This window comes from Streptomyces sp. AC1-42W (assembly GCF_003248355.1).
In the GTDB taxonomy this organism is placed as follows: domain Bacteria; phylum Actinomycetota; class Actinomycetes; order Streptomycetales; family Streptomycetaceae; genus Streptomyces.
Genome location: NZ_QKWY01000001.1, coordinates 296,121 through 317,539, shown reverse-complemented (window position 1 = coordinate 317,539; position 21,419 = coordinate 296,121). Strand labels below are relative to the sequence as shown.

Genomic DNA, 21,419 nt, shown 5'->3' with positions numbered 1-21,419 from the left:
ATCGCGGCAGACTGTCGAGCACGCCACCAAAGGGGAGGGCAAAGAAGTGAGTGCGCCTACAGTGCGCCGTCGGCGCCTCGGTGCGAAGTTGCGCGCGCTGCGCGGTGAACTCACCCTCGAAGAGGTCGCGGAGCGATCCAAGGGCCAGTTCGTCTACTCGAAGCTGTCGCGGATCGAGACAGCTCGCAGCGCCGCCAAGTCCAAGGACATCGACGCCCTGCTCGATCTGTACGCGGAGATCGGGCGCGAGGTGACCGACGAACTGCGCGCGGCGCTGCTGATGCTGACCAAGGAAGGGGCTCAGCGGGGTTGGTGGCACTCGTACCGAGGCGTTGTCACGCCGGTATACGAGGACCTGATCAGTCTCGAAGCCGAGGCCGAATCGGTCTCGGCGTGGAACGTAGGAGCCATTCCCGGCCTGTTGCATACCGCCGAGTACGCTCGCGAGATCATCCACGCGACGGCGATGTCCGAAGCCATCGAGGCTCGCGTTGACGCCTTGGTCGAAGTACGACTCGCACGGCAGGCGGTTCTCACTCGCGAGGACCCACTCGCCCTGTGGGCGATCATCGCCGAGGGTGCTCTGCGATCTTCATCGAGCGTTGAGGGCCTGATGCATGAACAGCTCGGACGGCTACTCACCATGGGAAAGCGCCCGAATGTCAACCTACAGGTGCTTCCCTCGAACGCACCCTTGCACGTGGGTCAGTTGGGCAGTTTCACCATTCTCGGCTTCGGCGCGCATGCTGACCTGGACGTCGTCCACACCGAAGGCCTGACCTCGGCCCTCTACGTCGAGGAGAGTGACAAGGTGGCTGCGCACCGGGACGCCTGGCAGCGGTTGACTTCCGCTGCGCTCTCCGTCGAGGCGTCGATGAAACTGATCACAGAGATAAGGAAAAGCACATGAGCAGCACCCCCGACGCCTCCGCCCTTCCCCTGACCTGGTGGAAGTCCTCGTACAGCGACACCGGTGCACAGTGCGTCGAGTGCGGCATCGTCGATGACGAAACCGTCGCCGTCCGCGACAGCAAGGACCCGCACGGGCCCGCGCTGCTGCTCGCCCGCACCGCGCTGTCCGCGTTCGCCACCGCCGCCGGCGCCGGACGTTTCGACGTGCGGTAGGAGGCCGGTGGCCCTCAGTCGGTCAGTAGGTCAGTAGGGCCTCGGTCCACTCGTGTGCGCGTTGTTCGATGTAGTCGGCGTCGTTGCGCCAGACGTCGCCGTGGCCCTCTGCCCAGAGTCTCGACCAGGGCTGCGTGCCCAGGGCCGCCTGGTCGCGCAGGAAGTCGTGCATGGAACGCGTACGTCGGGCCAGCAGCGGGACCAGTTCGCGGCGTTCCGCTTCGTCGAGGCCGTAGGCGTTGACGAAGACCGCGAGCCGGTCCGCGGCGTCCCGGCGCTGCCACTCGGGGTCTGCGGACATCGGTATGAACCCGTGGATGGCGTAGGCGAGGTCCCACAGGCGGGAGCCGGGGCCCGCGCAGTCCCAGTCGATGAAGGCCCACTGGGTGTCGTCCCCGATGACGAGGTTCCACGGCGCCAGATCGTGATGGGCGATGATGTCGGCGCCCTCGGCGGGGATCAGTTGCTGCCAGCGGGCGTCGGGCGGTGGGCTGAAGCCCTGGACCGCGTCGTGGAACTCCCGGATCAGCCGGGCGACGCGGGCCAGCCGGGGAGCCGGGTCCAGGTGGGAGAACCGGTCGGGCCAGATCATGTGTCCCGGCATGAAGGTCAGGACCTCGCGCCCCTGGTCGTCGATGCCCAGCGGGCGGGGTGCCGCCCGGAATCCCACCTCGTGCAGGTGGGTGAGCAGGGCGTGGACCGCCGGGGTCCATGGTCCGGCAGGACGCCGGACGGTGTCTCCGACGCGAACGACTCCCTGGCTGACGTTCCCGCCGGACAACGGCTCTTCCTCTGGCTGCATCGGATCAGTGTGCCGGGTCGGCCGCGCGCGATCACCGCATTATCGGGCGGCCAGGTTCGCCTTCGCCGCCGGCCACTCGTCCGCGAGGAGCGAGAAGTACACCGTGTCGCGCCAGGTGCCGTCCTGGCGGCGGCGGTGCCGACGGAGGGTGCCCTCGCGGCGGGCGCCCAGGCGGGCGATCGCGGCCTGGGAGCGGTGGTTGAGGTGGTCCGTCTTGAGCTGGACGCGGCCCATGGCCAGGTCCTCGAAGGCGTGGGTCAGCAGCAGGAGCTTGGTCTCCGTGTTGACGGCGGTCCGCCAGTACGCGCGCCCGTACCAGGTCCAGCCGATCTCCAGGCGCTCGTTCGCCACGTCGATGTCCATGTACGTGGTCCAGCCGACCGCCCGCCCGGTCTCCAGGTGGATGACGGCGAAGGGGAGGTAGGCCGGGTCCGCGAGCAGGGCGGTCAGGGTGGCTTCCAGGTCCTGCGGGGTGCGCGGGGCCGGGGTGCCGAGCCAGCGCCAGACGTCGTCGTCGTTGCCGCCGGCGGCGAAGAGGTCGTCCAGGTGGGCGGGGGTGAGCGGTTCCAGGCGGACATGGCGGCCGGTCAGGATCACGGGGTGCGGGCTCTTTGCGGGCATGACCGGAAGCCTAACGGCCTATGCACTAGCGTCAAGTGAGTTTCGCACTAGTGCGATGAGCCGTGGCGGTTGCCGGCGTCCTCCGTGGCCGCTTCCCCGTCGCGCCCGGCCGCCTCGCGCATGGCCGCCGCCATCGACCGGATCTCCGGCAGCTCGTCGTACAGCGCCTGGCCGGGACAGCGCGTGCTGTACGTGTCGCGGTGGCCGGAGATGACGTTCAGGACGGCCACCTCGCCCTTGGGGTAGCGGCTCGCGTCGTTCGTGGAGCGCAGGCGCACCTTGCCGCGCGGGTCCTCGCCCGGCAGCAGCTTCCAGGCCGCGAGGGCGGCCAGCGAGCGGACGACGGCGGCCGGGACCCTCTCCCCGTCGTGGTAGTCGCCGAGGACCGCGATGCCCACGCTGTCGGCGTTGAAGCCGGTGGTGTGCGCGCCGCGCACGGAGCGGGTGATGCCGCCCGCGCGGCCCTCGTAGATCGTGCCGCAGCGGTCGACCAGGAAGTTGTAGCCGATGTCGTCCCAGCCCCGGCCGTTGATGTGGGCCTCCTCGACGTTGCGGATCAGCTCGGGCGCCTCGGCGCAGTCGTAGTCGCTGGTCTCGCCCGTGTGGTGGATGAAGACCGCCCGCACGGCGCCCGTGTAGGAGGCGTGCTCCCGGACGATGGACTCGTCCGCGTGCCAGGCCGCCCGGCTGACGACGACGGGCTGCGGGGCGGCGGCCGCCCGCGGGTGGGAAGCGGTACGGGGCGGCTCGGCCAGGATGTGGGGCACCGGGGCGTCCCGCGGCACCAGCAGGGCCAGCGGGAGGACCGCGGCACCCAGCCATATTCGGTGGGGCCACATGGCTCCACCCTGCGGCTTCACCGCCCGGCCCGCAGGCGAGGTGGCCGATCGGGTGAAAACGGGCCGCTGCCGGAATAAGGGCGGTGCGCCGGGGAAGACAGCGGCCGCGCGGTCCGGCGCTGCGTGGCCCCGGTCCTCCGCGGTCCGGTCCTCCGTGGCCCGGCGATATCCTGGGGGCAGCAGGGGCCCGTGCGGCCGCTGCGCGGCGGTGGGGCCCGCCGTACCCGAACCGCGGACGCCGAAACGCGCCCGCCAACGGTCCCTACTTGCGCAGAAGCGCGCCCGCGCCCGGCGGGCGCCCCGGCAGGTAGGAGACGTATGCCCGGCACCAGCACCGGCACCGGCACGAGAACCGGCCCCCGCACCGGCAACCCGCAGACCGCGATCGTCGCCGTCGTCGCGCTCGGCGGCGCGGTCGGGGCGTCCGCGAGGTACGGGGCGTCCCTGCTGTGGCCCACCGGGGCCGGCGGCTTCCCCTGGGCGACGCTCGTCGTCAATGTGATCGGCTGCGCGGTGATCGGCGTGTTCATGGTGGTGATCACCGAGGCGTGGGCGGCGCACCGGCTGGTGCGGCCGTTCTTCGGGACCGGGGTGCTCGGCGGGTTCACCACCTTCTCCACGTACGCGGTGGACATCGAACGCCTCGTGGCGAAGGGGCGGGCCGGCACCGGGCTGGCCTATCTGGGAGTGACGCTGCTCGCGGCCCTCGCGGCGGTGTGGAGCGCGGTGTGGCTGACGCGCCGCGCACTGGCGTGGAGGCAGACATGACCACCACAGCGGACATGCCCCCTACAGACGGAACCCCGGCCACCGGACCGGGGCTGCGGCTGACCGTCCTCGTCGGCGAGTCCGCCACCTGGCGCCACCGGCCCCTCTACACGGAGATCGTGCACCGGGCGCATGCCGCCGGGCTTGCCGGGGCGAGCGTGTTCCGGGGCATCGAGGGCTTCGGCGCCTCCTCGATGATCCACACCCAGCGGCTGCTCTCGCTGAGCGAGGACCTGCCGGTGGCGGTGGTCATCGTGGACGCGGAGGCGGCCGTACGCGCGTTCCTGCCGCGGATCGCGGAGCTGACCGGCGGCCGCACGGTCACGCTGGACGCCTGCGAGATCGTGCGCACCGGGGCCCCCGGCATACCGGAGGAGCGGCGGTGAACTGGCTCCTGGTGATCGCCGGCGCGGCCGTCGGCGCCCCGCTGCGCTATCTGACCGACCGGGCCGTGCAGTCCCGCCACGACACCGTCTTCCCGTGGGGGACGTTCACCGTCAACATGGCCGGCTGCCTGGTGCTGGGGCTGCTGACCGGCGCGGCGGCGGCCGGGGCCGCCTCCTCCCAGCTGCGGCTGCTGCTCGGCACCGGGTTCTGCGGGGCGCTGAGCACGTACTCCACGTTCAGCTACGAGACGCTGCGGCTGGCGCAGGACGGGGCCCGGCTCTACGCGGCGGCCAACGCCGTGGCGAGCGTGGCCGTGGGGCTCGGCGCGGCCTTCGCGGGCGTCACGCTCGCCGAGGCGCTCTGGACCTGACCCGGCCGCCCCGCGAGGAGCCGCGCCCGGTGCGCTCGGAGGGCGGGGAGGTGATGGTGACGGGCACGCCGGAGGGCGCCTGCGCGCCGGTGATCCGGCTCAGCTCCTCCCCGCCGGAGCGGACCTCCGCGATGTGCGGGGTGATGCCCGCGTCGGCCATCAGCCGGGTCATCTCGCGGCGCTGGCTGGGCAGCACCAGCGTGACGACGCTGCCGGACTCCCCGGCCCGCGCGGTGCGCCCGCCCCGGTGCAGGTAGTCCTTGTGGTCGCCGGGCGGATCGACGTTGACGACGAGGTCCAGGTTGTCGATGTGGATGCCGCGCGCCGCGACGTTGGTCGCCACCAGGACCGTGACGTGCCCGGTCTTGAAGCGCTCCAGGGTGCGGTTGCGCTGCGGCTGGGACTTCCCGCCGTGCAGCGCCGCCGCCCGGACGCCGCTGTTCAGCAGGTGCTCGGTCAGCTCGTCCACGGCGTGCTTGGTGTCCAGGAACATGATCACCCGGCCGTCGCGCGCCGCGATCTCCGTCGTGGTGGCGTACTTGTCGGAGCCGCGTACGTAGAGCACGTGGTGCTCCATCGTCGTCACGGCACCGGCCGCCGGGTCCACCGAGTGGACCACCGGATCGTTCAGGTAGCGGCGGACGAGCAGGTCCACATTGCGGTCCAGGGTGGCCGAGAACAGCATCCGCTGGCCGTCCCGCGGGACCTGGTTGAGCAGCTGGGTGACCTGGGGCATGAAGCCCATGTCGGCCATCTGGTCCGCCTCGTCCAGTACCGTCACCGCGACCCGGTCCAGGAAGCAGTCGCCGCGCTCGATGAGGTCCTTCAGGCGCCCCGGCGTGGCCACGACGATGTCCGTGCCGCCGCGCAGCGCGGCCGTCTGGCGGCCGATGGACATGCCGCCGACGACGGTGGCCAGCCGCAGCCGCAGCGGCTTCGCGTACGGGGTCAGCGCGGCCGTCACCTGCTGGGCCAGCTCGCGGGTGGGCACCAGGACCAGGGCCAGCGGGTGCCGGGCCTCGGCGCGGCGGCCCGCCGTGCGGGCGAGGACGGCCAGGCCGAAGGCGAGGGTCTTGCCGGAGCCGGTGCGGCCCCGGCCCAGCACGTCGCGGCCGGCCAGCGAGTTCGGCAGGGTGGCCGCCTGGATCGGGAACGGCTCGGTGACGCCCTGGGCGGCCAGCACGGCCGGCACGGCGTCCGGCAGGTCCAGGTCGGCGAAGGCCGCGACGGGGGGCAGCGGCGGCGTGACGGTCTGCGGCAGCTCGAACTCGCCCTGCCGGGCGACGGGCCCGCGGGTGCGGCCGCCGGGGCGGCCCCCCTGGCCCGGCCGGCCCTGGCCGGAGCGGCCCGCGCCCCGGGAACGGAATCCGCCGCCGCCCGCTCGGGAGCCGGCGCCCGCACCGCCCTGGCCTCGGGTACGGGAGTATCGGTCGTGGGAGCGGGGTGTGCGGTCGCGGTTCAAGCGGAACCTTTTCGTCTGGGGGCGAGGGGATGTGCCGTCGCGCGTGCGGTACGCCGTCGAAGGAAGCCGAAGCGAAGTCGAAGGGAGCCGAACGCAGGGGTGCGGTCGCGCGGTCACGGACCGTGTCCTGCGTAGTCCTTCGCAGGGCTTCGTACGGGACCGGCTCCGGGTGCCGCGTCGGGCGGCTCTTTTCGATGGTAACCGGGGCGGCGGGCGCGGCAACGGGTCGCGGGCGGCCGAAACGGGCGGGTTCGTCTGCCGGGAACCGGCAACCGGTGGCGCGCCGGGGCAAGGACACTGACCGGCCGGTCAGTTGATGACTGCCGGGCGCAGGGGCCATAATGCACGGGTAGCCCTTCACGCATCCCCCGTCGTGAAGGGCTACACCCCTGTGCGGCGGAAGAGGCCGCGGCACAGCACCGTTTTCACGGGCAAGGGACTCCCCTCGTGGCCCCCTGCCCGTGTTTTTTCGAGTTAACAGTGACGTAGAGTGTTTGCGCAAGCCCGCTCCGGACACTCGACGAGACTGTTCCACTTCTCGCCATCTCCGGTCTCCCGCCCATGAGACAGCGGTCGGGCGTTCGTTACAGTACGAGCCCGTTGACCGAATCGAGCGCCGCCCCGGAACCGGACAGGGGTCTGCGGCGGACGTGAACGTGGGGGCCGGATGGACAACGGCGAAGAGCGCGCGCCGGAGCTGCGGACGCTGCGCCAGAAGGTCGAGTACATGGTCGAGAAGACCTTCCCCGGCCGCCGGATCTCGGGACGGTTCTTCGCCGACCTGGTCAGGGAGCGGGGCGGCTCGCTCTCCCACAGCTACTTCTCCAACATCCTGGCCGGCAAGGTCACCCAGCCGTCCGAGGAGATCCTTAAGGCGCTCGGCCTGGGCTTCGGCGTGGACTGGCGGTTCTTCAAGGAGGAGTCGGAGGTCGTGGACGACGTGGTGGCCGGGCTGCAGTTCCTGGCCAAGCGGCGGACCGGCGAGATCAGCGGGCTTGCCGGTCGCGGCGTGACCGAGGACGGGCTGCCGCCGGAGCTGCTGCAGTTCGCGATGTCCCTGCTCCGGGACGCCGAGGACCGCAGGCCCCCGGCCGGCGGCGGGCAGCGGGACTGACCCATGTCCATGCGGAAGTTGCGCCGGGAGTGCGAGGAGGGGCTCGCGGAGCTGCCGATCCCCTCACCGTTCTCCATACCGGGCCTGGTGGCCAACATGGAGGCGGCGCGCGGCCGGACCATCGTGCTGCATGAGCTGCCGGACCGGCTGGCGCGCGTCAACGCGGCCTGCGGGCTGCGGCTGAAGGCCGCCGACACCAGCTTCGTCCTCTACCGCAGACGCCCCACCGAGTACCAGACGCAGCACGTCATCCTGCACGAGCTGTGCCACGAGTGGTTCGACCACGGCACCTCGCTGGACGCGGAGCAGCTCCAGCGGCTGCTGCCGGTCTTCGACACCTCGCTCATCTCCCGGATGGTCGGCCCCGGCGCGGAGCTGACCCCGGACGCCGTGCAGGCACGCGCGCAGTACGACACCCACGACGAACGCATGGCCGAATTCGGTGCGTCGCTCATCCCCCGCATGGCCCGCGACGTCACGAGCGATGACATGGTGGGTCGCCTCGCGAACTCGCTCTCGCGCCCGGTCGCGCACCGCCGCGGCGGCCTGTTCCGCCGGATGTGACACCCGTACCGCCGTACGCACCGCCCCGTACCGCCCGTCCCTCCTTCCCCCCACACCCGAGGACTCACGCCGTGACCCCGCTCGACCTCGCCGGCTATCTCATAGCGGGCCTGATGACAGCCGTCGCCCTCTGGCGCATGCCGGCCGCCCTGTGGGGCGACGAGGAGGACCGCAGGCGCCGGGCGCTGTGGGGCTGTTACGCGGGATTCGCCCTGGCGCTGTGGACGAAGACCCGGTTCGTGCGCGTCGGGCTCAACGACAGCCCGGTCACCGACCTCTCCGTGCTCATCAAGCACTACACGGCCACCATCGCGATTCTGGCCATTCTCAGCTACATCGTGGCGATCTACGGGCAGTACGCGGACGAGGGCGACGTGCCCCGGCACGTACGGTTCGCCCGGCTGATCCAGCAGGTGGCCACCAAGGCGTCGGTCGCCACACTGGTGCTGCTGACCGTGCTGTTCTTCACCGTCGTGGACCGGGCCACGCCCTCGGACCGCTTCGTCGCCGACCACGCCGGGCAGTGGGGCGCCACGCTGTACATGAGCGTCTTCTACCTCTATCTCGGCGCCGCGTCCGCCGTCTGCGCCTACCAGTGGGCGCTGGCCACCGCGAGCGCCCGGATGCGTCATCTGCGCGTCGGGCTCGGGATGATGACGTTCGCGATGTTCATCGGCGTCGGCTACACCGTCAGCCGCACGCTGTTCCTCTGGGTCAGCGTCGTGGACGATCCGAGCGGGTCCTTCGCGCTGCGCTTCGACGAGGTCACCGAGGCCGCCCAGGTCGTCCTCTTCGCCTTCTTCGCGGTCGGCGCCTCCGTCCCGGCCCTGAGCAACGCCCGCCGCCGCGCCAAGCTCTGGCGGGCGCAGGCGCGGCTGCACGGCCTCTGGTTCGAGCTGATGACGGCCTTCCCGGACCAGCCCTTCGAGCCCCCGCGCCCGCTGCTGCGGGAGCTGACCCGCTTCGACACCCCGGCCGACCTGCGCGTCGACCGCTGGGCCGCGGACATCGCGGACGCGGTCGAGAAGCTGCGCCACTACGTGCCGGACACCCTGCTGCCCGCCGCCGAGGCCGCCGCCGGGACCGGCCCCGGCTCGCCGCTCGCCGACGCGTACTGGATCAAGGCCGCGCTGCTGGCCCGCGACTCCGGCGCCCCGGCGGGCGAGGCGGCGGCCGTCGCCGCCCAGCACGCCACCGACCAGGACGGCGAGGTCGCCCGGCTGGTCCGGGTCGCCGCCGCCTACCGCACGCTCACCCCGGAGCGGGCCCGCCCGGTCCTGGACGCCTGCGCCGCCACGGACGAGGAGCAGCCGGCATGACCGCCACCGACACCCCGGCCGCCCCCGACCACACCCTCGCGCGCACCGTGACCGACGTCCTCCAGCCGCGCAACCTGCTCCTCGTCGGCATGCCCGGCATCGGCCTGGCGGCGGCCGGGCACTGGACCGGGCTGCTCTGGGGGCTGCTCGGCGCCCTGTGCGCGGGGATCGTGCCCGCCGGATACATCGAGTGGGAGCGCGGGCGCGGCACCTGGGGCGACCGCCATGTCGTGGACCGCACCAAGCGGGCGCCCATCTTCTTCGTCATCCTCGGCTCCATCGGCTCCGGTTCGGCGGTCATGGTGCTGGGCGGGGCACCCACCGGCATCCTGGCCGCGATGCTGGCGCTGTGGGCGATGACGGTGGTGCTGCTGGCCGTCAACACGGTGTGGAAGATCTCCGTGGACGCCTCCGTGGCCTCGGCCGTGGTCGCGCTGCTCGCCGCCGTCCACTCGCCGTGGTGGCTGTGCGGGTACGCGATGACGGCGGCCGTGTCCTGGTCGCGGGTGGCGCTCGGCTACCACACGGTCGGCCAGGTGACGGCCGGTACGGCGCTGGGCGCGGCGACGGCGGGCGCGTTCCTGTTCGTGTGAGGCGGCGCGGGGTTCAGTCCTCCGGGTAGCCGTCGTCCGGTTCCTCGCGGGTCCGGGACGCCATCACCGCGATGTCGTCCTCGGCGCCCGGCGCGAAACGCTCCAGCACCCGGTCCAGCAGGGTTTCCAGATCGCCGCTCTCCGGCAGGGTCAGCTCCGCCAGCCGGGCGACGCACGTGTCGATGTCCTCGCCGCGCCGCTCGACCAGCCCGTCGGTGTACATGAACATCACCGCGCCGGGGCCGCACTCCACCACCGTGGAGCGGTAGCCGCCGAAGCCGGTGCCCAGCGGCGGGGCCTCCGGCACCTCGCAGATCCGGGCGCCGGGCGCGCCGGGGTCGAGCACGACCGGCGGCAGATGGCCCGCACTGGCCACCTCGCACATCCCGCCGTCCCGGTCCACCACGGCGAGCAGACAGGTGGCGGCCCGGTCGATCCCGGAGCGTTCCACCATCCGGTCCAGCTGTTCCAGGATGCGGTGCGGAGGCAGTTCCTCGTCGGCCAGCAGCCGCAGCAGCGAGCGGTAGTGGCTCATCGCGACGGCCGCCTCGACGCCGTGGCCCATCACATCGCCCATCGCCTTGAGGTGGCGCCCGTCCGGCAGCGGGATGACGTCGAACCAGTCGCCGCCCACCAGCACGCTGCGGTCGGCCGGCAGATAGCGGGTGGCGACCTCGATGTGCGGGTGGGGCGGCCGGGGCTCGGAGAGCAGGGAGCGCTGGAGCTCCAGGGCGATGGTGTGCTCGTGGGTGAAGCGGCGCGCGTGGTCCAGGTGGACGGCGGCCTGCCCGGCCAGTTCGCGGGCCACCACCACGTCGTCGTCCGAGAAGACCGGCGAGCCGCCGCCCCGGAACAGCGCCAGCACCCCGATCGGGGTGGAGCGCACGGAGACCGGCACCACGACCGCCGAGTGCAGGCCCATGTCCCGGTACGCCTCGGCCAGTTCGGGCGTGGGGGCGGAGCGGTCCACCTGCTCGTCGTCGGCGAGGTTCTCGACGACGGCCTGGTCGGCGGCCAGGCAGCGCGGTACGGCGGAGCCCTCCCGGTGGTCCACGTAGTCGTCGGACACCGCGAACCGGCCGGCCTTCGGCCGCAGGCCGCGTACCACCGACATGGCGGCCCGCCGCAGCCGCACCACGCCGGGCGGCCCCGGCCGCACCGGCGGGGCGACGTCGCGCGGGAAGACCTCGACCACGGCGACGTCGGCGAGGCCGGGCACGACCAGGTCCGTCAGCTCGGAGCAGGTGGTGTCCATGTCCAGGGTGGTGCCGATGCGGGTGTTCGCGCTGTCCAGGAGGGAGAGGTGGCGCTGGGCCTGGGCGAGCCGGCGCTGTTCGTCGTCGGAGGCCATCACCTCCAGGACGATGCCGACGACCCCGGCGACCCGGCCGTCGACCTCCAGGCGGTGGTAGGCCCCGTGCCAGTAGACGCGGGCGGTGCCGGACTCGGCGGGCAGCCGGCCGCTGGAGGTGACCTCGCGGGCCCGGCCGTCCGCGAGCACGGCGCGCATCAGGTCCTCGCGGGCGTCGATGTCGGGCATGACCTCGCTGGGGCGGCGGCCCAGATGGGCGGCGGGCGGGATGCCGTTGTGGCGTACGAGTGACGGGTTGACGTACAGGTAGCGCAGCTCGGTGTCGAACACGGCCACGCCCGCCGTCGTGCCGTCGAGCACGGCGGCGAGCGCCGTGACGTCGATGGACGGCGGGTGGTCGGCGTACACCGGCAAGACGAACCTCCTGGGGCAGGGCACGGGCCGCCTGCTGCCCGGCCCTTCATCGTCGGTCGCCCCGCCCGCTCCCGCATCCGCAGCTCCGCCGACCGCGCGGCTCAGCGCGGCGGGTCCGCCTGCGCGTAGGAGCCCGGGGTGGTGCCGAAGGCGTGCCGGAACGACTGGATGAAGGCGCTCGGCCCGCTGTAGCCGCAGGCCACCGCCACCGAGGTGACCGAACCGCCGGAGGCGAGCAGCGTCAGCGCGTGGTGGAGCCGCAGCTGGGTGCGCCACTGCGGGAACGACATCCCGGTCTCCGCGCGGAACAGCCGGCTCAGGGTGCGGGGCGCCGCGCCGACGGCCGTGCCCAGCTCGGTGAGGGTGCGGCCGTCCGCCGGGTCGTCCCGGAGGATGCGCGCGATGTCCCGCAGCCGGGGGTCGGCCGGGGAGGGCAGGCAGACCCCGAGCGGTTCGACCCGGCGCAGCTGGTCGAGGGCGACCCGTTCCAGGTTGCGCCGCTGCCGGATGTCGAGGGCCGGTTCGCTCGCGTCGGTGAGGCAGGCGACGACCTCGCGCAGCAGCGGGGTGACGGCCAGGACGGTGGGCCGGTCGAGGCGGAGCGGGTTGTCCGCCGGGGCGAAGCTCAGCGCCCGCAGCTCGGTCGGCCCGTACGCCAGATGGGCGTGGGCGACACCGGCCGGAATCCACACCGCCCGGTGCGGCGGCACGGCCCAGACGCCGGCCGGGGTGGCCACCTCCAGCACGCCGCGCGAGGGGCAGACGAGCTGGTGCTCCACGTGGTGGTGGCGGGCGATGCGCTCCTGGTGCGCGAGCGGCACCCGCGCGGGGCCGTGCAGCGTGCGGCAGGTTGTCGACATAGGTAGGCAGATTATCGCTAGCCCGCTACGGCGGCCGGCCGGAATCCTCGAAGGGACCTTCAGCGAGGAGCACCCTTCATGACCGGCCCGGCCGCCTCCCGGCAGACCCCGCCCGACCCCTCCCCTCCGACCGAATCCCCCCGGTCCCCGGCGCTCGCGTCCGACGCCCCGTCCGCCTGGCGGCGGATGCGGATGTGGGGCGCCGCGCACGCCGTGGACGACCTCTACCAGGGCCTCGTGCCCGCCTGTGTCCCGTACTTCGTGCTCGACCGGGGCTACAGCTATGTGGCCGCCTCCGGGCTCACCCTCGCGGCGGCGATCGGCAGCTCCGTGCCGCAGCCGTTCATCGGCGTCGCGGTGGACCGCTACCGGCTGCCCCGGCTGGCCCCGGCCGGGCTCGCCGTCGCCGGGATCGGGCTGGGGCTGTCGGGCCTGGTCCAGCCGTACGCCGCCGTCTGGCTGCTGATCCTGCTGTCCGGGCTCGGCGTGGCGATGTTCCATCCGGCGGCGGGCAAGGCGGCCCGCGAGGCCGCCGGGGACAGCGCCTCCGCGATGAGCGTCTTCGCGGCGGGCGGCAGCGTCGGCTTCTTCCTGGCGCCGGTCCTGGCGACCCCGGCGCTCGTGGCGATGGGGGTGGGCGCGACGGCGCTGTTCATCCCGCCCGCCGTCCTGATGGCCTTCGTGCTGCTGCGGCACCGCCCGGCGGCGGCCCCGGTGCGCCGGGCCGGCCGGGAGGGGCGGGACCGGTGGCGTCCGTTCCTCTTCCTCACCGGCATCGAGGTGGTGCGCTCGGTGGCGTTCTTCGGGGCGATCACCTTCATCGAGCTGTTCTGGATTCGCCATCTGCACTCCGGCCGGGGCGTCGCGGGCGTCGCGCTCGCCTGCTTCCTCGTCGGCGGGGTCGCCGGGACGCTGCTCGGCGGCCGGATCGCGGACCGCGTCGGCATGGTCCGTACGGTCCAGCTGGGCGGGCTCGCCGCCGTACCGGCGCTGATCGCGCTGCGGCTGACCCCCGGCACCGTGCTGCCGCTGGTCTTCGCGGTCCTGGCGGGGCTCGCGCTCAACGTGCCGTTCGCCGTCCTGGTGAAGCTCGGCCAGGACTATCTGCCCGGCCGCCCCGGCACGGCCGCCGGGGTCACGCTGGGCCTGGCCGTCAGCATCGGCGGGCTGATCGCCCCGGCGCTGGGCGCGGCGGCCGAAGCCTACGGGCCGCAGGGCGTGTTCACGATCCTGTGCGCCATCCCGGTCGTCGCGGTGCTTCTGGGACTCTTCCTCACCGAACCGGAACCGCCGGCGGGCGACTGACCGTCCCCTGTGACGAAGGCGCGCCGGGGGGCCTTGCGGCCGCCCGGCACTCCGGCATCCACGAGGAGTCGAAGATTGCCGGGTTCCGGCAGTGTTGCCACGGGGGCACGTATGGGACCATCCAGCCAGTTCGATGGAAAAGTGTGCGGGGAGCCGAAAGCGGGAGGGGTGAACACGTGACCTTGTTCCTGGGTCTCGGTATCGCGGGGATCGCGCTGCTCGCCCTGTCCCTGATCTTCGACGGAATTCTGGAGGGCCTTTTCGGGGGCCTGCTGGAGGGCCTGTTCGGCGGGCTCGTCTCCCTTCCGGTGATCGCCGGTTTCCTCTCCATGCTCGGTTTCGGCGGCGCCATCGTGCTGGGCACGACCGGCGCGGGCACGCTCGCCGCCACCCTGGCCGGGGTCGCGGCGGGGCTCGTCGCCGCCGTGCTGACCTGGAAGTTCAGCCGTGCCCTGATGCGGGACCAGACCGACGCGACCCCGCGCGACGAGGACCTGGTCGGCACGTCGGGCTCGGTGGTCACCTCGATCCCGGCCGACGGCTACGGCGAGGTCCTGCTGCGCCTGGGCGGACAGCTCGTCAAGCTGTCCGCGAAGAGCCCGGTGCCGATCGCCCGCGGTGCCGAGATCTGGGTCGAGGCGGCCCTCTCCAGCACCTCGGTCCAGGTCCGTCCCGTCGAACGCTGAACCAGTACGCCGGCCCCACCACCGCTCGTCTCACAACTGCCCCCGTCCGGAGGCAGAGGGGGAAGTCGCATGAGTCCCGTAATGATCGCGATCGTCGGAGTCGTCGTACTCCTGTTCCTGCTCGCCCTCGCCGTCATCACCCGCTACAAGGTGGCGGGCCCCAGCCAGGCGTTCATCATCACCGGGCGCCGGGGCAAGAAGTCCGTGGACCCGGTGACCGGCCGGACGAGCATCGACAACAGCGGCCAGAAGGTCGTCGTCGGCGGCGGCGTCTTCGTCGTGCCGTTCGTCCAGCAGAAGTTCACCCTGGACCTGTCCAGCCGGCACATCCCGGTCGCGGTGCGCGGCGCCGTCACCCTGCGCGGTGTGAAGGCCCACCTCGAAGGCGTCGCGATCGTCAAGGTCGGCGGCAGCGAGGACGCGATCCGGGCCGCCGCCCAGCGCTTCCTGCGCCAGCAGGACGGCATCGTCGGCTTCACCCAGGAAGTGCTCTCCGGCGCGCTGCGCGCCATCGTCGGCCGGATGTCCGTCGAGGACATCATCCGCGACCGCGCCGCGTTCGCCGGCCAGGTCGCCGAGGAGGCCGAGGCGAGCCTGTCCGGCCAGGGCCTGATCCTGGACGCCTTCCAGATCCAGGACATCACCACCGAGGGCTCCTACCTGGAGGACCTGGGCCGCCCCGAGGCCGCCCGCGCCAAGCAGGAGGCCGACATCGCGGAGGCCATCGCCCGCCGCGCATCGGAGCAGGCCCGGCTCAAGGCGGCCGAGGAGATCGCGATCGCCGAGCGGACCTTCTACCTGAAGCAGGCCGAGATCAAGGCCGAGACCGAGGCGGCCGCCGCCAAGGCCAACGCCGCCGGTCCGCTCGCCGAGGCCGCCCGCCAGCAGGAAGTCCTCACCGAGCAGGAGAAGGTCGCCGAGCGGCAGGCCGCCCTGACCGACCGCGAGCTGGACACCAAGGTCCGCAAGCCCGCCGACGCCGCTCGCTACCAGGCGGAGCAGGAGGCGGAGGCCCGCCGTATCGCCCAGGTCAAGGAGGCCGAGGCGGCCGCCGAGCGGGCCCGGCTGACCGGTGAGGGCGAGAAGCTGCACCGCTCCGCGCTCGCCGAGGCGGTGCGCATCGAGGGTGAGGCGGAGGCCGCGGCCATCGCGGCGCGCGGTTCGGCCGAGGCCGAGGCCATGCAGAAGAAGGCCGACGCCTTCGCGCAGTACGGCGACGCGGCCGTCCTCCAGATGCTCGTCGAGGTGCTGCCCCAGGTCGTCGCCAAGGCGGCCGAGCCGCTGGGCGCGATCGACAAGATGACCGTCATCTCCACGGACGGCGCCGGCCGGCTGTCCCGTACGGTCACGGACAACGTCGCCCAGGGCATGGAGCTGCTCTCCTCCACCACCGGCGTGGACCTCGGCGCCCTGCTCCAGAACCTCAAGGGCGCGGTGCCCAAGCCGGCGGCCGAGCCGGCCGCCCCGGAGCCGGCGGTCCCGGCCGACCGGAACGGGAAGATCGAGATCGGCGACTGATCCACGCCCCGTCCCCCGCGCGTGCCCGGCCGGTCGAGTCCCCCGGCCGGGCACACGTGCGTCCGGGCCCGGACACCCGGCCGGGATTGGCCGGAACTCGACCCTCTGGGACGGCGTAATCCTCCGGCTAAGGTAATGCGGGTCTAAAAAGTTCGCCAAGTGCCTCGCGCGTACCGCGCCCTCGGGAGGAAGCCATGGGAACCCACCGCACCACGCTGCCCGGAGTCGGCGTCCAGTACGACTACACAACGGAGTCGGGACAGCACATCTCCGTGGTCGTCCACCACGACGGACGGCGGTTCATCGGCTTCTACGACCAGGACGACCCTGATTCGTGCCGCCTCTCCGTACCCCTGACTCCACAGGAGGCGACCGGGCTCGCCCACCTCATCGACGCGGCACCCATCGACGCCGTACGCACCGAGGGCATCGATCTGGTCACCGAGCACATCCCGCTCGGCAGCCGCTCCCCGTACGGCGGACGGCTGCTCGGCGACACCAAGGCACGCACCCGGACCGGCGCCTCGATCGTGGCGGTGCTGCGCACCCACAGCGCACATCCGTCCCCGGGGCCGGACTTCCGGCTGGCCATCGGCGACACCCTGGTCGCCGTCGGAACACGCGAGGGCGTCGACGCGCTCTCCGACATCATCTCGGAGGGCTGACCGTGCATGACACGACCGCACTGCTGGTGGAGCTGGGCTCCGTCATCCTGGGGCTCGGCATCATCGGACGCTTCGCCGGCCGGATAGGGCTCTCACCCATCCCGCTGTACCTACTGGCCGGGCTGGCCTTCGGCGAGGGCGGGCTGCTCCCGCTCCGCGCCAGCGAGGAGTTCACCGCGGTCGGCGCCGAGATCGGCGTCATCCTGCTGCTTCTGCTGCTCGGACTCGAATACAGCGCCTCCGAGCTGGTCACCAGTCTCAAGACGCAATACCCGTCCGGGGCCGTCGACTTCGTCCTCAACGCGACCCCGGGCGCGGTGGCCGCGCTGATCCTCGGCTGGGGCCCGGTCGGGGCCGTCGCGCTGGCCGGGGTCACCTGGATCTCCTCGTCCGGGGTGATCGCCAAAGTCCTCGCGGACCTGGGCCGCCTCGGCAACCGCGAGACCCCGGTCATCCTCGGCGTACTGGTCATCGAGGACCTGTCGATGGCCGTCTATCTTCCGCTGCTCACCGCGATGCTCGCGGGCGTCGGCCTGGCCGGCGGCAGCATCGCCCTGCTGATCGCGCTCGGCACGGTCGGCCTGGTGCTCTACCTCGCGCTCCGGCACGGCCGGCTGATCAGCCGCGCGGTCTCCTCCGACAATCCGGAGATGCTGCTGCTCGTCGTGCTCGGGCTGACCGTCCTGGTCGCCGGAGTGGCCCAGCAGCTCCAGGTGTCCGCCGCCGTCGGCGCGTTCCTCGTCGGTATCGCGCTCTCGGGCGAGGTCGCGGAGGGCGCGCGCAAGCTGCTGACCCCGATGCGGGACCTGTTCGCCGCCGTCTTCTTCGTGTTCTTCGGGCTCTCCACCGTCCCCTCGGACATTCCCCCGGTGCTGCTGCCGGCCGCCGTCCTGGCCGTCGTCACCGTCTTCACGAAGATCGGGACCGGCTGGTACGCGGCCCGGCGCGCCGGCATCGGATCGCGCGGGCGCTGGCGGGCGGGCGGCACGCTCGTGGCGCGCGGCGAGTTCTCCATCGTCATCGCCGGTCTCGCCGTGGCGACCGAGCCCCGCATCGGGCCCCTCGCCACCGCGTACGTCCTGATCCTGGTCGTCATCGGCCCGCTCACCGCCCGCTGGACCCAGCCGGTGGTCGAGCTCATCGAGAAGTGGCGGGGCGGGGAGCAGGCCCCGGCCGCGAAGAGCGCACCGGTCGCCCCGGCCCGGCTGCCGGCCCAGGAAGAGGTCACCGCGTCCTCCCCGGAGTAACCGGAGTAACCGGAGCGCAGGCGCACGGAGTCCAGGCGCACGGCGTACGGGGCGCGGGGCGGGTGCTCCCCGCTCACGCGCCGTGCGCCGCCGGGAGGTCCGGGGTCCAGCCCAGCGGGTAGGCGTCCGCGCCCTCCACCGGGGCCGCCGCCTCGCCGCCCGCGTCCGTGAACGCCCGCAGCGCGTCGATGAGCGCGGCGCGCTGCTCGGGCGCGATGCGCTCGACGATCGAGGCGACCTCCCGGCGGCGGCCGGCCGTGACCTCCCCGACCAGCCGGTGGCCGTCGGGTGTCAGCCGGAGCACCGTCTCGCGGCGGTTGGCCGGGTTGACCTGGCGTTCGGCGAGGCCCGCCGCGATCAGCCGGTCCAGCATGCGCATGGCGGTCGAGGGGTTCACGCCGAGCCGCTCGGCGAGCGTGACGAGCTTGGCGTCGCCGTGCGTCGAGAGCACCACCAGAAGCCGGAACTGGGGCAGCGTCACCCGGTCCTCGACCGCCGCCAGCGACCGCGCCGATACGGCGACCAGCAGCCTGGACGCCGTCAGGACCGCGCACGTCACCGCGTCGACGTCGTCCCGGTCCGGGGCGGTCGGCGGCGGTTCGTCGGGGCATTGTCGGTGCGCGGCCACGCCTCTTTCTACCGCGCCCGGCCGGCCCGCTCGAACGGACCCCGGTCCGATGCGCAACCGGTACCCGCCCGTCAGCGCTCCGCACTGGCACCGATCTTTTGATTGTGCAACGTTTGCACGGTGACGCATGAACCCGCGGCATCGCCCGCTCCCCGGCGCCCGGACCCGCCGACCGGCTGGCGGCGCGGCGCCTTCCGGCTGCCCGTCCATATGTTCCGCATGGGGCTGGGGCCGCTCTTCGGGGGCCGGTTGCTGCTGCTCGTGCACACCGGCCGCGTCTCCGGCCTGCCGCGCCGCACCGCCATCGAGGTCGTGGAGGCGGGCACCCACGAGGGCCGGGCGTGCTGGACCGTGGCGTCCGGGTTCGGCCCCCGCGCCGACTGGTTCCGCAACCTGCGGCAGACCCCGCACGCCACGGTGCAGGTCGGCCGCAGGTTCCACGCGGTGACCGCGCAGGTGCTCGACCCCGACGAGGGCGGCGAGCTGATGGCCCGGTACGCGCCCCGCCACCCCAGGGTCGCGCGTCGGCTCTGCGCGTACATGGGCTTCGAGGTGGACGGCGGCGCGGAGGACTACCGGCGGGTGGGCAGGTCCATCCCCTTCGTCCGGCTCACCGAGGGCCCGGCACGGCCCCCCGGTCGCTGAACGCCCGGCCGGACGCCCCGCTCAGAGGTCCTTGGCGGGCCAGTCCAGCAGCCGGGCGCCGATCACCGCGGTCTGCAGGGCGTAGCGGTGCATGGGGTCGGAGGGGTCGGAGCCGGTCAGCTGGTGGATGCGTTCGAGCCGGTACGTGAGGGCGCGGACGCTCAGCGAGAGCCGGCGGGCCGTCTCGGCGGCGACACAGCCCGCGTCGAAGTAGACCGCGAGCGTCCGCAGCAGCGGTTCGGCGCCGCCCCTGGCCTTCTGGAGCGGGCCCAGTTCGCTGCGTACGAGGTCGGCCATGGCCTGCCGGTCCCGGGTGAGCACGGGGTAGACCAGCAGATCGGCGGCGTACAGCACAGGGTCCTCCAGGTCCATGCGGTCCGCCAGGTCCAGCGCGTCCAGTGCCTCGTCGTACGACTGGACCACCCCGCCGGGGCCCCGGTGGGCGCGGCCGATCGCCACCCGGCCGCCGTCCGTCGCGGCGTGCGCCTGCTTGGCGAAGTAGCGCAGGACGTCGGGCTGGCCGCCGGGCGCGATGCACACCATCCGCCCGTCCTTCGTGGTGAGCAGGATCTTGCGCCCGCTGAACCGGGCCAGCATCGCCGACTCCACGTGCCGGGGCACGGCCTCGGTCTCGGTGTACGCCTCCGGGCCGGAGGCCACCGCTACGGCATGGGCGCGGGCCAGGCGCAGGCCGAAGCGGGTGGCCCGCTCGGCGAGCCGGCCCAGGTCGCTGCGGCCGTAGAGCAGGTCGTCGATGAACTCCCGCCGGGCGGCCTCCTCGCGGCGCACGGTGAGGCGCTGGGCGCGCTCGAACCCGTCCGCGAAGGCGTCGACCGCCTGCTCGGCGGCGGCCAGCACACTGTCGGCGGCGGCGGCCACGACGGCCGGGGTCGCGCCGGGGGCGGAGGCCGGCCAGGCGGTGCGGGTCTCGGCGAGATGCATGCGGACCAGGGCGCGGAGCTGGTGACCGGCCTCGGCGGCCTGTCTGCCCAGGGCGCGGCGGGTGTCCAGCTCCTCGCGGGTCAGCCGCCGCCCGGAAGCGGCCGCCTGCGCCAATATGTCGGCGTAACCCGCCAGAAAGCTGTCGGGAATCTCCGGTTCCGCCACCTGTATCTCTCCGTTTCTCAACCGTCCCACCCCCTGCCCGACGCGCGGGCGGCGATGCCGGTGCCCGGCATCCTGCGGCAGTGAACGTTGCCGCGTTCCGGCAATGCGTCCGGGCCGCCCAGGATGACACGATCCAGTCAGCACCGACCGGGGGACCACGGGGGAAACACGGGGGTGCACGGGGGATCGGGGGGAAGGCCCTGGGTCGTCGCGGTGTCGTCGAGGGTGGCGCCGCGGCACCGGGGCACCGCCCGGTCCGCGCGCAAGACGCCGGCGGCACCCGTCGGCGGGACCGCCAGGGGGTGGAAAACCGATGCGGGAATTCCTGGACGCGACGCTGTCCTTCCCGGCCGTACTCTTCGCCGCGGCGCTGGTCGTCGTCATCGCCTTCTGGCTGCTCGTCCTGGTCGGCGCGGCCGACCACCATTCCTTCGACACGGACCTCGACACCGATCTCGCGGGCGTCGGCGGGGTCCCGGTCACCGTCTCGGTCTCCCTGATGGTCGCCGTGGGCTGGTTCGCCGCCCTGTCGGGTTCGGTGCTGGTGCACCGCTCGGACACCACCGGCACCGTGCGCGCCGTGCTGGCCTGCGCGGTGCTCGCCGGGGCACTGCTGCTCGCCTGGGGCGCGGTGCGGCTGCTCGTCCACCACTTCCGCCGCTTCTTCCCGGACCAGCCCCCGCCATCGCGCCAGGACTTCATCGGCCGGGTCTGCACGATCCGTACCGGCACGGTCGGCTCGGACTTCGGCCAGGCCGAGGTCGCCGCCGCCGACGGGTCCACCGCCGTCGTCCAGGTGCGGCAGCTGCCGCCCGCCGACGCGACGCTGGTCTCGGGCAGCTCGGGCCTGCTGTACGCGTACGACGAGGACGGCGAGTTCTTCTGGGTCGCGGCCTACGACCGGGCGCTCGATCCCGGTCCGCCGCCCTCCCCGCTCCCGCCGCACGGCCGTACGGCCTCCGGCCCCGCCACCTGAGCCGTCACCCACCGCTCACCGGCCCGGGGCGCCCGTCCGGCCTGCCCGGACGCGGTGTGCCGCCGCGCCGTGTTTCACGTGAAACCGCTCAT

At 73.1% G+C, this 21,419-nt stretch carries 24 protein-coding genes; 16 read left to right on the top strand and 8 right to left on the bottom strand.

Features of this window, described 5'->3' with window-relative positions:
- The first annotated feature begins 46 nt into the window (after window positions 1-46).
- Complete coding sequence (locus DNK56_RS01460; protein WP_111329904.1) at window positions 47-910, top strand: helix-turn-helix domain-containing protein; 864 nt, start codon at window positions 47-49, stop codon at window positions 908-910.
- Entirely contained in the window at window positions 907-1,125 is a 219-nt protein-coding gene (locus DNK56_RS01455) for a DUF397 domain-containing protein (protein WP_111329903.1), read from the top strand. The genes DNK56_RS01460 and DNK56_RS01455 overlap by 4 nt, the downstream gene beginning before the upstream one ends.
- A gap of 22 nt (window positions 1,126-1,147) precedes the next feature.
- Here DNK56_RS01455 and DNK56_RS01450 read toward each other — a convergent pair whose 3' ends face one another.
- The 3 genes from DNK56_RS01450 to DNK56_RS01440 are packed head-to-tail and all read right to left on the bottom strand — an operon-like array spanning window position 1,148 to window position 3,387.
- Window positions 1,148-1,927: a phosphotransferase enzyme family protein gene (locus tag DNK56_RS01450; RefSeq protein WP_111329902.1), complete on the bottom strand. Its 780-nt coding sequence runs from the start codon at window positions 1,925-1,927 to the stop codon at window positions 1,148-1,150.
- 39 nt (window positions 1,928-1,966) lie between these two features.
- On the bottom strand, window positions 1,967-2,548 hold the full coding sequence (locus DNK56_RS01445) for a GNAT family N-acetyltransferase (RefSeq protein WP_111329901.1): 582 nt from the start codon (window positions 2,546-2,548) through the stop codon (window positions 1,967-1,969).
- A 47-nt stretch (window positions 2,549-2,595) separates the two neighbouring features.
- Window positions 2,596-3,387, bottom strand: coding sequence for an N-acetylmuramoyl-L-alanine amidase (locus DNK56_RS01440; RefSeq protein WP_111329900.1), 792 nt, complete (start codon window positions 3,385-3,387; stop codon window positions 2,596-2,598).
- Between the two features lie 318 nt (window positions 3,388-3,705).
- On the opposite strand from DNK56_RS01440, the gene crcB (DNK56_RS01435) reads away from it, so the two are divergent.
- Genes crcB (DNK56_RS01435) through crcB (DNK56_RS01425) form a run of 3 tightly spaced genes read left to right on the top strand, consistent with a single transcriptional unit; the run spans window position 3,706 to window position 4,912 of the window.
- Window positions 3,706-4,155 carry a fluoride efflux transporter CrcB gene (crcB, locus tag DNK56_RS01435; RefSeq protein ID WP_199563921.1) on the top strand — a complete coding sequence of 150 codons (450 nt, stop codon included), beginning with the start codon at window positions 3,706-3,708 and terminating at the stop codon, window positions 4,153-4,155.
- Window positions 4,152-4,541, top strand: a complete 390-nt coding sequence (locus tag DNK56_RS01430; RefSeq protein WP_241989714.1) for a DUF190 domain-containing protein — start codon at window positions 4,152-4,154, stop codon at window positions 4,539-4,541. The genes crcB (DNK56_RS01435) and DNK56_RS01430 overlap by 4 nt, the downstream gene beginning before the upstream one ends.
- Window positions 4,538-4,912 carry a fluoride efflux transporter CrcB gene (crcB, locus tag DNK56_RS01425; protein WP_111329899.1) on the top strand — a complete coding sequence of 125 codons (375 nt, stop codon included), beginning with the start codon at window positions 4,538-4,540 and terminating at the stop codon, window positions 4,910-4,912. Before DNK56_RS01430 ends, crcB (DNK56_RS01425) begins: the two co-directional genes overlap by 4 nt.
- Here crcB (DNK56_RS01425) and DNK56_RS01420 read toward each other — a convergent pair.
- A complete protein-coding gene (locus tag DNK56_RS01420; RefSeq protein ID WP_111329898.1) occupies window positions 4,884-6,374 on the bottom strand; it encodes a DEAD/DEAH box helicase in 1,491 nt (496 codons plus the stop codon). The two genes, crcB (DNK56_RS01425) and DNK56_RS01420, sit on opposite strands and share 29 nt — an antisense overlap.
- A gap of 667 nt (window positions 6,375-7,041) precedes the next feature.
- Between DNK56_RS01420 and DNK56_RS01415 the strand changes: the two genes are divergently transcribed.
- The 4 genes from DNK56_RS01415 to DNK56_RS01400 all read left to right on the top strand — a co-directional run bounded on the left by DNK56_RS01415 (window position 7,042) and on the right by DNK56_RS01400 (window position 9,964).
- Window positions 7,042-7,488 (top strand): hypothetical protein, encoded by a 447-nt coding sequence (locus tag DNK56_RS01415; protein WP_111329897.1) that lies wholly within the window; start codon window positions 7,042-7,044, stop codon window positions 7,486-7,488.
- 3 nt (window positions 7,489-7,491) lie between these two features.
- Window positions 7,492-8,052 (top strand): toxin, encoded by a 561-nt coding sequence (locus tag DNK56_RS01410; protein WP_111329896.1) that lies wholly within the window; start codon window positions 7,492-7,494, stop codon window positions 8,050-8,052.
- 71 nt (window positions 8,053-8,123) lie between these two features.
- Window positions 8,124-9,371 carry an MAB_1171c family putative transporter gene (locus tag DNK56_RS01405; protein ID WP_111329895.1) on the top strand — a complete coding sequence of 416 codons (1,248 nt, stop codon included), beginning with the start codon at window positions 8,124-8,126 and terminating at the stop codon, window positions 9,369-9,371.
- Complete coding sequence (locus DNK56_RS01400; protein WP_111329894.1) at window positions 9,368-9,964, top strand: hypothetical protein; 597 nt, start codon at window positions 9,368-9,370, stop codon at window positions 9,962-9,964. Before DNK56_RS01405 ends, DNK56_RS01400 begins: the two co-directional genes overlap by 4 nt.
- A gap of 13 nt (window positions 9,965-9,977) precedes the next feature.
- Here the strand turns inward: DNK56_RS01400 and DNK56_RS01395 are convergent, their stop codons facing one another.
- Both DNK56_RS01395 and DNK56_RS01390 read right to left on the bottom strand, forming a co-directional pair.
- Window positions 9,978-11,690 (bottom strand): SpoIIE family protein phosphatase, encoded by a 1,713-nt coding sequence (locus DNK56_RS01395; RefSeq protein WP_111329893.1) that lies wholly within the window; start codon window positions 11,688-11,690, stop codon window positions 9,978-9,980.
- A 101-nt stretch (window positions 11,691-11,791) separates the two neighbouring features.
- Window positions 11,792-12,550 (bottom strand): AraC family transcriptional regulator, encoded by a 759-nt coding sequence (locus DNK56_RS01390; protein WP_111329892.1) that lies wholly within the window; start codon window positions 12,548-12,550, stop codon window positions 11,792-11,794.
- A gap of 78 nt (window positions 12,551-12,628) precedes the next feature.
- Between DNK56_RS01390 and DNK56_RS01385 the strand changes: the two genes are divergently transcribed.
- From DNK56_RS01385 to DNK56_RS01365, 5 genes are all read left to right on the top strand, one after another.
- A complete protein-coding gene (locus DNK56_RS01385) occupies window positions 12,629-13,855 on the top strand; it encodes an MFS transporter (RefSeq protein ID WP_342211075.1) in 1,227 nt (408 codons plus the stop codon).
- Between the two features lie 176 nt (window positions 13,856-14,031).
- Complete coding sequence (locus tag DNK56_RS01380; protein ID WP_111329891.1) at window positions 14,032-14,541, top strand: hypothetical protein; 510 nt, start codon at window positions 14,032-14,034, stop codon at window positions 14,539-14,541.
- A gap of 69 nt (window positions 14,542-14,610) precedes the next feature.
- Window positions 14,611-16,059 (top strand): flotillin family protein, encoded by a 1,449-nt coding sequence (locus tag DNK56_RS01375; RefSeq protein WP_199563922.1) that lies wholly within the window; start codon window positions 14,611-14,613, stop codon window positions 16,057-16,059.
- Window positions 16,060-16,253: 194 nt separating this feature from the next.
- On the top strand, window positions 16,254-16,724 hold the full coding sequence (locus DNK56_RS01370; protein ID WP_111329889.1) for a cation:proton antiporter regulatory subunit: 471 nt from the start codon (window positions 16,254-16,256) through the stop codon (window positions 16,722-16,724).
- 2 nt (window positions 16,725-16,726) lie between these two features.
- On the top strand, window positions 16,727-17,971 hold the full coding sequence (locus tag DNK56_RS01365; RefSeq protein ID WP_111329888.1) for a cation:proton antiporter: 1,245 nt from the start codon (window positions 16,727-16,729) through the stop codon (window positions 17,969-17,971).
- Window positions 17,972-18,044: 73 nt separating this feature from the next.
- Here DNK56_RS01365 and DNK56_RS01360 read toward each other — a convergent pair whose 3' ends face one another.
- Window positions 18,045-18,599, bottom strand: coding sequence for a MarR family winged helix-turn-helix transcriptional regulator (locus DNK56_RS01360; protein WP_111329887.1), 555 nt, complete (start codon window positions 18,597-18,599; stop codon window positions 18,045-18,047).
- A 120-nt stretch (window positions 18,600-18,719) separates the two neighbouring features.
- Here DNK56_RS01360 and DNK56_RS01355 point away from each other — a divergent pair, with 120 nt between their 5' ends.
- Entirely contained in the window at window positions 18,720-19,244 is a 525-nt protein-coding gene (locus tag DNK56_RS01355; protein WP_111329886.1) for a nitroreductase family deazaflavin-dependent oxidoreductase, read from the top strand.
- Between the two features lie 21 nt (window positions 19,245-19,265).
- Here DNK56_RS01355 and DNK56_RS01350 read toward each other — a convergent pair whose 3' ends face one another.
- Window positions 19,266-20,351: a PucR family transcriptional regulator gene (locus DNK56_RS01350; RefSeq protein ID WP_111329885.1), complete on the bottom strand. Its 1,086-nt coding sequence runs from the start codon at window positions 20,349-20,351 to the stop codon at window positions 19,266-19,268.
- 313 nt (window positions 20,352-20,664) lie between these two features.
- On the opposite strand from DNK56_RS01350, the gene DNK56_RS01345 reads away from it, so the two are divergent.
- The gene (locus tag DNK56_RS01345) at window positions 20,665-21,327 is read left to right on the top strand and encodes a hypothetical protein (RefSeq protein ID WP_111329884.1); all 663 of its coding nucleotides are present in this window, start codon (window positions 20,665-20,667) and stop codon (window positions 21,325-21,327) included.
- Window positions 21,328-21,419 lie beyond the last annotated feature (92 nt).

Coding starts and splice junctions, on each gene's coding strand:
- DNK56_RS01455 (WP_111329903.1), top strand. CDS start 907: ATGAGCAGCACCCCCGACGCCTCCGCCCTTCCCCTGACCTGGTGGAAG.
- DNK56_RS01450 (WP_111329902.1), bottom strand. CDS start 1,927: ATGCAGCCAGAGGAAGAGCCGTTGTCCGGCGGGAACGTCAGCCAGGGA.
- DNK56_RS01445 (WP_111329901.1), bottom strand. CDS start 2,548: ATGCCCGCAAAGAGCCCGCACCCCGTGATCCTGACCGGCCGCCATGTC.
- DNK56_RS01440 (WP_111329900.1), bottom strand. CDS start 3,387: ATGTGGCCCCACCGAATATGGCTGGGTGCCGCGGTCCTCCCGCTGGCC.
- crcB (WP_199563921.1), top strand. CDS start 3,706: ATGCCCGGCACCAGCACCGGCACCGGCACGAGAACCGGCCCCCGCACC.
- DNK56_RS01430 (WP_241989714.1), top strand. CDS start 4,152: ATGACCACCACAGCGGACATGCCCCCTACAGACGGAACCCCGGCCACC.
- DNK56_RS01415 (WP_111329897.1), top strand. CDS start 7,042: ATGGACAACGGCGAAGAGCGCGCGCCGGAGCTGCGGACGCTGCGCCAG.
- DNK56_RS01410 (WP_111329896.1), top strand. CDS start 7,492: ATGTCCATGCGGAAGTTGCGCCGGGAGTGCGAGGAGGGGCTCGCGGAG.
- DNK56_RS01400 (WP_111329894.1), top strand. CDS start 9,368: ATGACCGCCACCGACACCCCGGCCGCCCCCGACCACACCCTCGCGCGC.
- DNK56_RS01390 (WP_111329892.1), bottom strand. CDS start 12,550: ATGTCGACAACCTGCCGCACGCTGCACGGCCCCGCGCGGGTGCCGCTC.
- DNK56_RS01385 (WP_342211075.1), top strand. CDS start 12,629: ATGACCGGCCCGGCCGCCTCCCGGCAGACCCCGCCCGACCCCTCCCCT.
- DNK56_RS01375 (WP_199563922.1), top strand. CDS start 14,611: ATGAGTCCCGTAATGATCGCGATCGTCGGAGTCGTCGTACTCCTGTTC.
- DNK56_RS01370 (WP_111329889.1), top strand. CDS start 16,254: ATGGGAACCCACCGCACCACGCTGCCCGGAGTCGGCGTCCAGTACGAC.
- DNK56_RS01345 (WP_111329884.1), top strand. CDS start 20,665: ATGCGGGAATTCCTGGACGCGACGCTGTCCTTCCCGGCCGTACTCTTC.